This window comes from Pseudonocardia sp. GCM10023141, assembly GCF_042653605.1.
On record NZ_JBHSIR010000025.1, the window covers coordinates 114,675 to 127,251 of the forward strand.

The following is a 12,577-nucleotide window of genomic DNA, read 5'->3' on the forward strand; positions in this document are numbered from 1 at the left end:
TCGGCGTCGCAGGTCTGTCATCGGCCCGAAACCCGGTACGCAGCGTGAGCGCCACCGCCCGGACGGCCGTATGGCGACGGGGATGCGGCCGGGCTGGACAACACACCCGAGCGGGCCCGACAGGGCTACCGCCGACCGCTCGCCAGCGCCTCGATCGCCGCCAGTGCGGCCCCGGTCCCGTCCTCCCGCGCGAGCTGCGCGGGCACGGCACCGATGGTGCCGGCGCCCGGGTGGTGCACGACGGCGGCGGTCCGGGGAGGAGCCACGAGTGCGGCACGTCCCCGATCGTGAGCAGGTCCGGCGCCCGTGATGCCGGCCCAGCCCGACTGGACGATCCCGCGCACCCCGGCGCACCCCGGCGCGGCGCAGCGCGGTGCCGACGAGCTCGCCGAGCCGCCCGCCGTGGCCGCCCGCCATGCTGCCGAACCCGACGAGGACGGGCGGCGGGCCCGCTTCCAGGAACTCCACCAGCCGGGTGGGCGGCTGCCATGCCGGGTCCTCGGCGGGCCACCAGTAGCCGACGACGTCGAGCCCCGTGCGCCAGTCGGCGGGCCGCGCCGCGGGAGCCGAACGCGACGACGAGGATGCGCACAGCGATCGGCTCAGGTCAGCAGCGCGGCCATCTGCTCCCGGAGCACGGTGGCGGCCGAGTAGGGCCGCACGAGCACCGTGAGCTCGACGAGCTCGCCGCCGTCCCCGGCCCGCAGGATGTCGACGCCCTGCAGCTCGCGGTCGCCGACGGTGGCGGCGAACTCCAGCACGTGGCCGCGCTCGCCCGCGTACTCGCCGGTGTAGCGGAAGTCGGAGAAGACCTGCACCACCGCGCCGAGGATCACCCGCAACGCCTCGCGGCCCCGGTAGGGCTTGTGGACCACGGGGGAGTTGAAGACGGCGTCGACAGCGAAGAGCGCCACGGCGGCGTCGACGTCCTTGTCCTCGATCGCGGTCTTGAACGCGGTGCAGGGATCGCTCACGCACCCATCTCACCAGCACCCGGTGATCGACGCCAGCAGCTCGTCGGCCGCGGATGCGCCGGATGGGTGACACCGCGGGGGGTGTTGCTCCGATCGCGGTGGGCCCTCCTGACCGTTCGTGGTCAGTCGCTCCCGCGCTGTGACGCTCGTGACCTGCGGGATCGGGCATACGGCCCAGGGGAACGCGTTCGGAGCCTCGCGAACAGCGCAACAACATCGGCGCGATCGCACTACGGGAAGGCGCTGTAAGGGTTGCTCGCCATTGGGCCGGAACCCCTGTGCGATGCTCTTCCACCAGTGGAAGGAATTGACCCGTTGTCAATATTCTTCGACGCCCTCCAGGAACTGTCCGGATTGGCCGGGTTGCGGTACTGCTGTGTCGCCGATGCGGACGCCGGACTGTTGCTGGCAGAAGTGGGCGATCGCATTGTTGATCCCGTTGTCGTGCTGGGCTGGACGGGGGGCGCCACCCGATTCCTCGACGGCCCCGACGACTTCGACGACCTCGTACTCACGACCGGGCACCAGTACCACCTCGTGCGACACGTCGCGGCACCGCCGCGGCGACTGCTGCTCTACCTGTGCCTCGATCGCCGCCGCGCGAACCTCGCGGTGGCGCGGCGCCAGCTCGCGGCCGTGCGCCTCGACACGCCCGTCCGCATCCCGGAGCAGATCACGCCGGCGACGCGCGGAATCACGCCCGGAATCACGCGCTGGCCTGCGCGAACAGCGAACGGTCCCGTGCCGTCGGCGATCGTGACCGATGCCCGGCCCGCTGCTGCGCGCCCGGCGATGGGCGTTCCTGCTGCCGTGCCTGCTGCGGTGGCCCGCACGCCGCCCGCGGCGATGCCGTTGCCGCGCCGGACCGCGGCCGAGACCCTCCCACGACCCCTGCCGCCCCGCGCCGCGGCGACCGGACCCGCGGCGAGCGGCAGCGGCTGGGCCACCGACGTCGGCACCATGAAGCGGTTGCTGGTGGCGCTGCGCAACCTGCAATGACACCACTCGAAAGCGATCGACAACGATGTTGAGAACCGCGTTGGAGGCCACCCGTGTCATGTACTCCGCGCTTCTCGGGATACGCTCCCCGTCCCCCGATCGAGTGGCTCCGAAAATGGTTCCGGAGTTGCTCACTCCCCGCAGGAGGCACGAACACATGAACATCGAGAACTCGCTCGACATCGCCGCGAACATCAAGGGTGCATTCGCCGTGGCCATCGTCGACTACGACAGCGGCATGACGCTGGGCTCGCGTGGTGGCAGCCCGGAGTTCGACCTCGAGGTCGCGGCTCCCGGCAACAGCGACGTGGTGCGCACCAAGCTGGACGTGATGCAGAAGCTGGGCCTGCGCGAGGCCATCGAGGACATCCTGATCACCCTCGACACCCAGTACCACCTCATCCGCATCATCCGCGGCGGTGCCGACGAGCGGCTGTTCTTCTACCTCGTGCTCAACCGGGCGCAGGCCAACCTCGCGATGGCCCGGCGCGACCTGCGCGTGATCGAGCAGCAGTTCTACATGAACAACCCGACCGGACCGCGTCCCGGCGCCGACAGCCAGGCGTTCTTCCCGGCGCAGCCGCAGGCCCGCTGAAGCCGACGCGCTGAGACCCGACGCGCTGACACCGGCCGGGAGAGGAGGCATCGTGGTGGGTCGTCATCGGCACGCGGTGAACGTGCGCGTCGACGGACTCGCCACGGTGCTGGGGCCGCTGCTGCGCGGCGGCTGCATCCGGGCGGCAGCGCTCGTCGACGTCGACAGCGGCATGGTCCTCGACGCCTTCACCGCAGAGACGTCCTGGGTCGACCTGGAGGGCCTCGGCGGCACGCACGCCGAGCTGATGCGCGTCGGGCTCGGGCTGCTCGGTGCCGCCCCGCCCTCCCGGGCGCCGGGTGCCGCTCCGGCCGGGGACTGCGAGATCGTCCTCTCCGGCGGGCCCGGCGCGCAGCACGTCGTGCGGTTGGTTCCCGATCCGTACGGTGAACGCCTGGCCCTCTCGGTCGTCGTGGTCGGCAACCGGCGGGCGGTCGAGCGGGTCCGGCGCGGGCTGCGGGAGATCTCCGTCGCGGCGCTGACCTCCGGTCCGACGGCGTCGGTGCGGTTCGGGGGGAAGCAGGCGGGGTCGCCCCGGCCCGGATCGAAGCTGCCGGGGACGGTCGTGCAGCCCGCGTGGCCGCCGCCCGTTCCGGTGCCCGCCCCGCCTGTCGCGTCGGTGCCGGCCGGCCCGCCTGCGGTGCCGGGTCCCGCCGACCCGGCCATGGCGATCCTGCAGGATGCGGCGGTTCCGCGACCGCCGTCCGTCGGTGCCGGCTCCGCACTCGCCGTTCCCGTTCCGATCCCCCTCGGTGCGGTGCGGCGGCTCCCGGCCCCGCAGTGGCCGCCCCCGCGTGTCCTGCTGCCCATGCCGCCACCGGGCGCGCCCCGCCCGCGCGACGACGCGGCAGTACGTCCCCCCGCGCCACCGGCCGCCCTCCCGCCCGCCCGCAGGCGGACCGGCGACCGCTAGCCGCGACCTCGCACGCCTTCGCCCGACCTCGCACACCGTGGAGCCCGTGCGACGACCTGCGGGGGTGTGCGAAGTCGGCGCGCAGGCGCGCGAAGGCCGTCCACGCGGCGGCACTAGCATTCGGGGGGAATCGCCCTACCGCCCTGACGACCCTCCTGGAGGCACCCCGTGTCCGCGCCCGCATCCCCTCCCGCGTCCGCTCCCGTCCGGGTGCCGGCCGGGACGACGGCGGGTGCCGCGGTCCGGGCGGCGGGCCTGCCCACCAGCGGTCCGAGCACCGTCGTCGTGGTCCGTGCCGCCGACGGGTCGCTCAAGGACCTGGCCTGGGCGCCGGAGGCCGACGTCGACGTCGAGCCGGTCGGCGCCGACACCGAGGACGGGCGCAGCGTCATCCGCCACTCCGCGGCGCACGTGCTCGCGCAGGCGGTGCAGCAGCTCTACCCGGAGGCGAAGCTCGGCATCGGCCCGCCGATCACCGACGGCTTCTACTACGACTTCGACGTCGCCACCCCCTTCACGCCCGACGACCTGACCAAGCTCGAGTCGGCCATGAAGAAGATCATCAAAGCGGGGCAGCGGTTCTCCCGGCGCCGTTTCGACTCGCTCGACGACGCCCGCAAGGAGCTCGCCGACGAGCCGTACAAGCTGGAGCTGATCGACCTCAAGGGCGGGGTGGACACGTCCGAGGTGATGGAGGTCGGCGAGGGCGAGCTCACGATCTACGACAACGTGCACGCCCACACCGGCGAGACGATCTGGTCGGACCTCTGCCGCGGCCCGCACCTGCCCACCACCAAGTTCATCCCGGCGTTCACGCTGGTGCGCTCCGCCGCCGCGTACTGGCGCGGCGACCAGAACAACCAGCAGCTGCAGCGCATCTACGGCACCGCGTGGGAGAGCCAGGAGGCGTTGGCGGCCCACCTGGAGCGCGTCGCGGAGGCCGAGCGCCGCGACCACCGCAAGATCGGTGCCGAGCTGGACCTGTTCAGCTTCCCGGAGGAGCTGGGGTCCGGGCTGCCGGTGTTCCATCCCAAGGGCGGCATCATCCGCCGGGAGCTGGAGAAGTACTCCCGTGAGCGGCACGAGGCCGCGGGCTACGAGTTCGTCAACACGCCGCACATCACGAAGTCCGGCCTGTTCCACACCTCGGGTCACCTGCCCTACTACGCCGACACGATGTTCCCACCGATGGAGCTCGAGGGCGCGGAGTACCGCCTCAAGGCCATGAACTGCCCGATGCACAACCTGATCTTCAAGGCGCGCGGGCGGTCCTACCGGGAGCTGCCGCTGCGGCTGTTCGAGTTCGGCACGGTCTACCGCTACGAGAAGTCGGGCGTCGTCCACGGGCTCACCCGGGTCCGCGGGCTGACGATGGACGACTCGCACATCTACTGCACCCCGGAGCAGATGCCCGGCGAGCTGCGCAACCTGCTGACGTTCGTGCTCGACCTGCTGCGTGACTACGGCCTGTCGGACTTCTACCTCGAGCTGTCCACCCGCGGCGACTCCGACAAGTTCATCGGTGACCCGCGGGAGTGGGAGGAGGCCACCGAGGTGCTGCGGCAGGCCGCGGTGGACTCCGGGCTGGAGCTCGTGCCCGACCCCGGCGGCGCGGCGTTCTACGGGCCGAAGATCTCGGTGCAGGCCAAGGACGCGATCGGGCGCACCTGGCAGATGTCCACCATCCAGCTCGACTTCAACCAGAACAAGCGCTTCGAGCTCGAGTACACCGCGGCCGACGGGTCCCGGCAGACGCCGGTGATGATCCACCGCGCGCTGTTCGGGTCGATCGAGCGCTTCTTCGGCGTGCTCACCGAGCACTACGCGGGCGCGTTCCCGGCCTGGCTCGCCCCCGTGCAGGTGGTGGCCATCCCCGTCACCGACGAGCAGGTCCCGGCCGTCGAGGAGATCGCGGCGGCGCTCAAGGCTCGGGGCATCCGCGTCGAGGTCGATGCCGGCGACGACCGGATGCAGAAGAAGATCCGCACCCACACACTGCAGAAGGTGCCGTTCCTGCTGCTGGCGGGGGCCCGCGACGTCGAGGCCGGTGCGGTGTCCTTCCGGTTCCGCGACGGCACGCAGCGCAACGCGGTCCCGGTGGCCGAGGCCGTCGAGCTGGTGGCCGACTGGGTGGCGAGCCACGACAACGCGAGCCCGACGGCCGACCTGTTCGCGACGGCCTGACCGCCGTCCGCCTAGGATCGGTCCGTGAACGACGCGGGCGAACCGGAGTGGGAACCGCGCGACGGGGTCGGTATTCCCGACGGGTTCCGCAGGCTCTGGACGCCGCACCGCCTGGCCTACATCAAGGAGGCGGGGGAGGGCGGCTGCCCGTTCTGTCGCATCCCCGGCCTGCCCGACGCCGACGGGCTGGTCGTCGCGCGCGGTGAGTCGGTGTACGCGGTGCTGAACCTGCACCCGTACAACCCGGGTCACCTGATGGTGGTGCCTTACCGCCATGTCGCGGAGCTGGAGGACCTCACCGCGGCCGAGTCCGCCGAGCTGATGGCGTTCACCCAGCAGGCGGTGCGCACCCTCAAGGAGGTCGCAGCGCCGCACGCGTTCAACGTGGGCATCAACCTGGGCACCGTGGCCGGTGGGTCACTGGCCGATCACCTGCACCAGCACGTGGTGCCACGATGGGGTGGCGACGCCAACTTCATCGCGGTGATCGGCCAGACCAAGGTGATCCCGCAGCTGCTCTCGGAGACACGCGAGCTGCTGGCCGGGGCGTGGCCGAACATCGTTCACAGGCAGGCCGACTAGTCTGCGCTGGTCATGCTGGTTCCGGCCCGGTCCACAAGCAGGAGTCCATGCTCAACGTCTTCGCGCGCGTGCACGTCGACCGCGTGACCGATCCCATCGGCCGCTGGTTGGTGGCGCACGGCGTGGCGCCCGATGTCGTCACGGTGGTCGGCACGGTCGGCACGGTCGCTGCGGCGCTGTGGTTCCTGCCCCGCGGTGACCTGTTCGTCGGTGCCGCGGTCATCCTCGTCTTCGTCCTGTTCGATCTCGTCGACGGCGCCATGGCACGGGCCCGCGGCAGGGGCACCCCGTTCGGTGCGGTGCTCGACTCCACCTGCGACCGCGTCGCCGACGGCGCGCTGTTCGCCGGTCTGACCTGGTGGTGTCTCGGTGTCGGGCACGAGCGGGTGCTCGGTGTCGCGGCGTTGCTGTGCCTCGTCGCAGGGCAGCTGGTGTCCTACATCAAGGCCCGTGCGGAGAGTGTCGGCCTCAGCGCCGACGGCGGCCTCGCCGAGCGGGCGGAGCGGCTGATCCTCGCGCTGCTGGGGATGGCGCTGGCCGGTCTCGGGGTCCCGTACGCGCTGCACATCGCGCTCTGGCTGCTGGCGGCGGCGTCGCTGTGGACGGTGGGGCAGCGCATCGTCGAGGCATATCGCAGCGCGCAGCGCCTCACGCAGCCGAAGGTCCCCATCGACCCCGTCGACCCCGCCTCGTGAACGCAGAGGTCATGACGCCGCCACCCGGCCCGACCGGGACGCGGGCCGAGCGGCTCACCGACCTCGAGTACGCGGCCGCCTGGCGGTTGCTGCGCGTGCTGCCGACGGCGCCGACGCTCGCCGCGTTCCGCCGGGGCGCCGACGTCGCCACCCGCCGCAACGGCCCGGGTGTGCGGCAGCTGCGCGCCAACCTCGCCCGGGTCGTGCCCACCGCGGGCCCGGCCGAGCTCGACGCGCTGGTCCGCGCGGGCATGCGCAGCTACGCGCGCTACTGGTTCGAGGCGTTCCGGCTCCCGGCGATGGATCCGGTCGACCTGCACGCCCGCACCGTCATCGACGGCCCCGGCGAGGCTCCGCTCTACGCCGCGCTCGATGCGGGTCGCGGGGTCGTGATGGCGCTGCCGCACATCGGCAACTGGGACGCCGCGGGCGTCTGGCTCGTGCAGATGCTGCGCAGCCGCGGACTTCCCGCGTCGTTCACCACGGTGGCGCAGCGACTCAAGCCGGAGTCGCTCTACCGGCGCTTCGTCGGCTACCGGGAGTCGCTGGGCTTCGAGGTGGTGTCGGCCGAGGACGGCTCGCTGGCCCACCGGGCGATGACGCGGCGGCTGCGCGCGGGCGGGGTGGTGTGCCTCGTCGCCGATCGCGACCTCACGGCCACCGGCGTCCCGGTGTCGCTGTTCGGTGCCCCCGCGCGGCTGCCGGCCGGCCCCGCGCGGCTGGCCGCGCTGACCGGGGCGATGGTGCTCCCGACCTTCCCGCGGTTCACCCCGCAGGGCTGGGGGGTGGGCTTCGACGAGCCGGTCCCCGTCGCCGGGCGCACCGGCGTCGCCGCCGCCACGCAGGGGTTCGCCGACGCGATGGGCCGGATGATCCCGAGATCCGCCGCCGACTGGCACGTCCTGCAGCCGATCTGGCGCGACGCCGACGTCCGCAGCCCGGTGCCGGGGTGAACCCGCTGCGGATCGGGCTGGTCTGCCCGTACTCCCTCGACGTCGCCGGTGGGGTGCAGGCCCACGTCATGGGGCTCGCCGGTGCCCTGCGGGAACGGGGCCACGACGTGAACGTGCTGGCCCCGGCGTCCGACGTCGCGGCGCTCCCGGACTTCGTGACCTCCACCGGCCGCTCACTGCGCGTGCCCTACAACGGGTCCGTGGCGCGCGTCGCGTTCGGCCCGTTCGCCTACGCGCGCGTGCGCCGCTGGCTCGCCACCCACGCGTTCGACGTGCTGCACCTGCACGAGCCCACCACGCCGAGCCTGTCGGTGCTGGCGCTGCAGCTGGCGGGCCCCCGCACCCTCGACGGCCCGATCGTCGTCACCTTCCACACGGCGATGGAGCGCTCCCGTGCGCTCGCGGCGCTCGGTGGGGTGATGCAGCCGCTGCTGGAGAAGGTGACGGCCCGCATCGCGGTGTCACCGCTGGCGCGGCGGCTGCAGGTGGAGCACCTCGGCGGGGACGCCGTGGAGATCCCCAACGGTGTCGACGTCGCTGCGCTCGCCCGCGGACCCGCGCTCGCGGGGTACCCGCGGCCCGGAACGGTCGGGTTCGTCGGCCGGTTCGACGAGCCCCGCAAGGGGATGGCGGTGCTGCTGGACGCGGTGCGCCTGCTGGCCCCGCACCGCCCGGACCTGCGCCTGCTCGTGGTGGGCTCGGGTGACGCCGCCGGGCTGCTGCGGGCCGCCGGACCCGTCGCCGACCGGCTCCACGTGCTGGGCGCCGTCGACGAGGCGACCAAGGCGGCCGCGCTGCGCTCCATGGACGTCTACTGCGCGCCGAACACCGGGGGCGAGAGCTTCGGCATCGTGCTGGCCGAGGCGATGGCGGCCGGCACCCCCACGCTCGCGAGCGATCTCACGGCGTTCCGCTCGGTGCTCGGCGACGCCGGTGTGCTCTTCCCGACCGGGGATGCCGCGGCGCTCGCGCGTCGCCTCGCGCTCCTGCTCGACGACCCGCAGCGACGCACGGCGCTGCGGGCCGCGGGCCGGGTCCGCGCCGAGGGCTACGGGTGGCCTGCCGTCGCGGGGGAGGTGCTGCAGGTCTACCGCGCGGCCCGGGCCGCCGATCCCTGTGCTGGCGATCCTCGGGCCCGCAGCCGCGTCCCGTCTGGTGCGTCGTGACCGTGGCGCTGGTCACGGCGGGAGCCTTGGTGCTGCTGTGGGCGGTGTGGCTCGGGGTCTCCCGGGTGCGCCGCCTGCATCGGTTGCACCGGCGCCTCGACGCGGCGCGGGCCGGCCTGGAAGCCGCGCTGCGCCGCCGCGTGGCGCTCGCCACAGCGGCCGGCGTGCTGCCCGTCGGCGGCGTCGACGTCGGGGGAGTGGGGCTGGGCCCGGAGCGGGAGGCGGCCGAGAACGCGCTGGGCAGGGCGCTGGCCGGGCTCGACCGCGCGGGACCGGCGGATCTCGCGGAGCTCGGTGACGCCGAACGTCAGGTGGCACTGGCCCGGCGCGTGCACAACGACGCCGTCCGCGACACCCTCGGGCTGCGCTCGCGGCGCATGGTGCGCTGGCTGCGTCTCGCCGGCACGGCACCCATGCCCGCGTACTTCGAGATCGCCGATCCGGAGGCGGGTGGTAGGGCATCGGAGCGGGCCGAAACGTCGCAAGGCGTCGCAGGGTCCTGACGTAACATGGCGCCCGACAGTTCCCTGTGACGAGAGGCTCCGCCGTGTCCCCCGACCTGCCCGTTCCCACCTCAGCCGAGCGAAGCGAGGGTGGTATCGGCGCTGCCAGCGCGCGCAGTGACGCCGGTTCCGAGCTCGGCACCGCGCGTGTCAAGCGCGGCATGGCGGAGATGCTCAAGGGCGGCGTGATCATGGATGTGGTCGACGCCGAGCAGGCGAAGATCGCCGAAGACGCCGGTGCCGTGGCCGTGATGGCACTCGAGCGCGTTCCCGCCGACATCCGCGCCCAGGGCGGCGTGGCGCGGATGAGCGACCCGGACATGATCCAGGGCATCATCGACGCGGTCTCCATCCCGGTCATGGCCAAGGCCCGCATCGGGCACTTCGTCGAGGCCCAGGTCCTGCAGTCACTCGGGGTCGACTACATCGACGAGTCCGAGGTGCTGACGCCCGCCGACGAGGCCCACCACATCGACAAGTGGCCCTTCACGGTGCCCTTCGTGTGCGGCGCCACCAATCTCGGTGAGGCACTGCGGCGCATCTCCGAGGGCGCGGCCATGATCCGCTCCAAGGGTGAGGCCGGCACCGGCAACGTCGTCGAGGCCACCCGCCACATGCGCTCCATCCGCTCCGAGATCCGCAAGCTCTCGGCGTTGGACGAGGCCGAGCTGTTCGTCGCGGCGAAGGAGCTGCGCGCCCCGGTCGAGCTCGTCCGCGAGATCGCCCGATCGGGCAAGCTGCCGGTGGTGCTGTTCACCGCCGGTGGGATCGCGACCCCGTCCGACGCGGCGATGATGATGCAGCTCGGTGCGGAGGGCGTGTTCGTCGGCTCCGGCATCTTCAAGTCCGGCGACCCGTCGCAGCGCGCCGAGGCGATCGTGAAGGCCACCACGTTCTTCGACGACCCCAGCGTCATCGCGAAGGTCTCCCGCGGTCTGGGCGAGGCCATGGTCGGCATCAACCTCGCCGAGCTGCCCGAGTCGCAGCGGTACGCCTCTCGGGGCTGGTAGCTCACCCGGACGGGGCGCTCGCACACCCGTTCGACCACTCGTCGCCGCCGTGCGCCCGGTTATCGCGCCCCGGGCCCGGCGGCGACGACGTTGGGTAGCCACTGTCGGTCGGTTCTCCTCACACGGTGTGGTGAATAGGCCGCTTGGAGTAACGGACTCCGCCTAATGTCCGCCCTGTCCACGTGGGACAAGAGGGACAGGGGAGTCTGATGAGGCGGTACGTGACCATCGGGGGCATCGTCATCACGACGATGTTCGCGTGCTCGATGGCGGCCAACGCAGCACCACCGGCGCCGGTGGCGCCGCCGTCGAACTGCGCGCCGGCCGCTCCGGCAACGGGGACACCGGCAACGGGGACACCGGCAACGGGGACACCGGCAACGGGGACACCGGCAACGGCTGCTCCGGCGACGGGGACGCCGGCTCCCGTCGCGCCGCCCGCGCTCGCCGCCCCGACGGCCCCCTCGGCTCCTGCGGTCCCGTCGGTCCCGGTTCCCGCGGTCCCGCCCGTCGCAGCCGCTGCTCCCGCGGCACCTGCGGTGCCGGCGGCCCCCGCTGCTCCGGCAGATCTGACCGCCCCGGCTGCGGCCCTGCCCGCCGCCCCGGCTGCGCCCGCGGTCCCGCGGCCCGGTGCCGTGCCCGCCCCCGGCGCCCAGGCGCCCGCTCCGGTCGCGGCCGTGCGCTCGAACACCGAGCAGGACCCCGCAACACCCGATCCCGCCACACCCGATCCCGCCACGCCGGCACCGGCCACGACCGTTCCTGCGGTGCCGCCGGTCGCTGCCGCCGCTCCCGCGGCACCGGCCGGTCCCGCGGCACCGGCCGCTCCCGCGGCACCGGCCGCTCCCGCGGTGCCCGCGGCACCGGCCGCTCCGGCAGTACCCGCTCCGGTAGCACCCGCTCCGGTAGCACCCGCTCCGGTAGCACCCACCACGACGGACCCGGCAACGCCCAGCCCGACGACCACCGCGCCGGCGCCCGCACCCGTGACGCCCGCACCTGCGACGCCCGGGCATGCTGCGCCCATGGATCCGTGTGCACCCGGCGACGCCCCGAGCGAGGACACCAGCGCCGCCACCAAGTACGGGTGGGGCGAGCCCAACCGCGTCGACGACTTCGACGGCAAGCTCGGCGACGACTGGGGCGTCTACGACGGCCCGGGCCACAACGGCCAGGGCACGCGCACGCCGTCGGCCGTCAGCGTCAAGGACGGCATCCTCACCATCACCGGCAACTCCGATGGCGCCACGGCCGGCATGGCGTGGAACCCCGGGCAGAAGTACGGCCGCTGGGAGGGCCGCGTCAAGGCGCCCGTCGGTGACCCCTCCTACAACGCGCTGCTGCTGCTGTGGCCCGACCAGGAGAACTGGCCGGTGGGTGGCGAGGTCGACTTCATGGAGATCAGCGACCACTCGCGGCAGACCACGAACATGTTCCTGCACTACGGGGCGGACAACAACCAGGAGTCGGGCGAGGTGAAGATCGACGCGACCCAGTGGCACGACTGGGCCGTCGAGTGGACGCCCACGCACATGATCGCCTACGTCGACGGCAAGGAGTGGTGGAAGACCACCGACGTCAACATCCTGCCGCCGGGGCCGATGCACCTGTGCATCCAGCTCGACTGGTTCCCCGAGGGCGGCAACGTCGAGGACTCGCACATGATGGTCGACTGGGTGAAGCAGTACCCGCTCAACGTCAGCGACGTCGTCAAGGACGCGCCCGAGGACGTGGGCCGCGCGGTCGAGAGCGTCGGCAGCGTCGCGGGGAGCCTCGTCGAAGGGGTGGCCGACTCGCTCGGCCGCGTGCTCGGCGGCGGCGTCACCGGACCGCTCACGGAAGGGTGGCGCGACGCGTCCACCGCACACGCAGCGTCGCCGTCGACGGCGTCGGACCCGGCGTTGCAGCGACGCGGTCTCGTGGATCAGGCGGTTCCCGCTCCGGGCCGCTGACCGAAGATCGTCGGCATGCAACGCTGATCAGGGGCGGGCACGGCGGCTGGG

At 73.0% G+C, this 12,577-nt stretch carries 13 protein-coding genes; 11 read left to right on the forward strand and 2 right to left on the reverse strand.

Going from position 1 to position 12,577, the window contains the following annotated elements; all coding sequences use genetic code 11:
- Positions 1–125 precede the first annotated feature (125 nt).
- Complete coding sequence (locus tag ACFPFQ_RS13915; RefSeq protein WP_379618627.1) at positions 126–266, reverse strand: hypothetical protein; 141 nt, start codon at positions 264–266, stop codon at positions 126–128.
- 336 nt (positions 267–602) lie between these two features.
- Positions 603–974, reverse strand: a complete 372-nt coding sequence (locus tag ACFPFQ_RS13920; RefSeq protein WP_379618629.1) for a nuclear transport factor 2 family protein — start codon at positions 972–974, stop codon at positions 603–605.
- Between the two features lie 297 nt (positions 975–1,271).
- On the opposite strand from ACFPFQ_RS13920, the gene ACFPFQ_RS13925 reads away from it, so the two are divergent.
- The 11 genes from ACFPFQ_RS13925 to ACFPFQ_RS13975 all read left to right on the forward strand — a co-directional run bounded on the left by ACFPFQ_RS13925 (position 1,272) and on the right by ACFPFQ_RS13975 (position 12,526).
- On the forward strand, positions 1,272–1,973 hold the full coding sequence (locus ACFPFQ_RS13925) for a hypothetical protein (protein ID WP_379618631.1): 702 nt from the start codon (positions 1,272–1,274) through the stop codon (positions 1,971–1,973).
- Between the two features lie 157 nt (positions 1,974–2,130).
- On the forward strand, positions 2,131–2,568 hold the full coding sequence (locus ACFPFQ_RS13930; protein WP_379618633.1) for a hypothetical protein: 438 nt from the start codon (positions 2,131–2,133) through the stop codon (positions 2,566–2,568).
- A gap of 52 nt (positions 2,569–2,620) precedes the next feature.
- Positions 2,621–3,481, forward strand: a complete 861-nt coding sequence (locus tag ACFPFQ_RS13935) for a hypothetical protein (RefSeq protein ID WP_379618635.1) — start codon at positions 2,621–2,623, stop codon at positions 3,479–3,481.
- Positions 3,482–3,649: 168 nt separating this feature from the next.
- A complete protein-coding gene (gene thrS, locus ACFPFQ_RS13940; protein WP_379618637.1) occupies positions 3,650–5,665 on the forward strand; it encodes a threonine--tRNA ligase in 2,016 nt (671 codons plus the stop codon).
- 24 nt (positions 5,666–5,689) lie between these two features.
- The gene (locus ACFPFQ_RS13945) at positions 5,690–6,247 is read left to right on the forward strand and encodes an HIT family protein (RefSeq protein ID WP_379618639.1); all 558 of its coding nucleotides are present in this window, start codon (positions 5,690–5,692) and stop codon (positions 6,245–6,247) included.
- A 47-nt stretch (positions 6,248–6,294) separates the two neighbouring features.
- On the forward strand, positions 6,295–6,942 hold the full coding sequence (gene pgsA / locus ACFPFQ_RS13950) for a phosphatidylinositol phosphate synthase (protein WP_379618641.1): 648 nt from the start codon (positions 6,295–6,297) through the stop codon (positions 6,940–6,942).
- Positions 6,943–6,953: 11 nt separating this feature from the next.
- Complete coding sequence (locus ACFPFQ_RS13955) at positions 6,954–7,895, forward strand: phosphatidylinositol mannoside acyltransferase (RefSeq protein WP_379618643.1); 942 nt, start codon at positions 6,954–6,956, stop codon at positions 7,893–7,895.
- Between the two features lie 5 nt (positions 7,896–7,900).
- Complete coding sequence (locus ACFPFQ_RS13960; RefSeq protein WP_379618677.1) at positions 7,901–9,061, forward strand: glycosyltransferase family 4 protein; 1,161 nt, start codon at positions 7,901–7,903, stop codon at positions 9,059–9,061.
- A complete protein-coding gene (locus ACFPFQ_RS13965) occupies positions 9,058–9,564 on the forward strand; it encodes an NUDIX hydrolase (RefSeq protein WP_379618645.1) in 507 nt (168 codons plus the stop codon). The genes ACFPFQ_RS13960 and ACFPFQ_RS13965 overlap by 4 nt, the downstream gene beginning before the upstream one ends.
- A 95-nt stretch (positions 9,565–9,659) precedes the next feature.
- On the forward strand, positions 9,660–10,574 hold the full coding sequence (pdxS, locus tag ACFPFQ_RS13970) for a pyridoxal 5'-phosphate synthase lyase subunit PdxS (RefSeq protein ID WP_379618679.1): 915 nt from the start codon (positions 9,660–9,662) through the stop codon (positions 10,572–10,574).
- 209 nt (positions 10,575–10,783) lie between these two features.
- Complete coding sequence (locus tag ACFPFQ_RS13975; protein ID WP_379618647.1) at positions 10,784–12,526, forward strand: glycoside hydrolase family 16 protein; 1,743 nt, start codon at positions 10,784–10,786, stop codon at positions 12,524–12,526.
- The last annotated feature ends 51 nt before the right edge of the window (positions 12,527–12,577 follow it).

Excerpts from the sequence above, each read along its gene's own strand:
- ACFPFQ_RS13930 (WP_379618633.1), top strand. The coding sequence starts at position 2,131 with ATGAACATCGAGAACTCGCTCGACATCGCCGCGAACATCAAGGGTGCA.
- ACFPFQ_RS13955 (WP_379618643.1), top strand. The coding sequence starts at position 6,954 with ATGACGCCGCCACCCGGCCCGACCGGGACGCGGGCCGAGCGGCTCACC.
- ACFPFQ_RS13975 (WP_379618647.1), top strand. The coding sequence starts at position 10,784 with ATGAGGCGGTACGTGACCATCGGGGGCATCGTCATCACGACGATGTTC.
- pgsA (WP_379618641.1), top strand. The coding sequence starts at position 6,295 with ATGCTCAACGTCTTCGCGCGCGTGCACGTCGACCGCGTGACCGATCCC.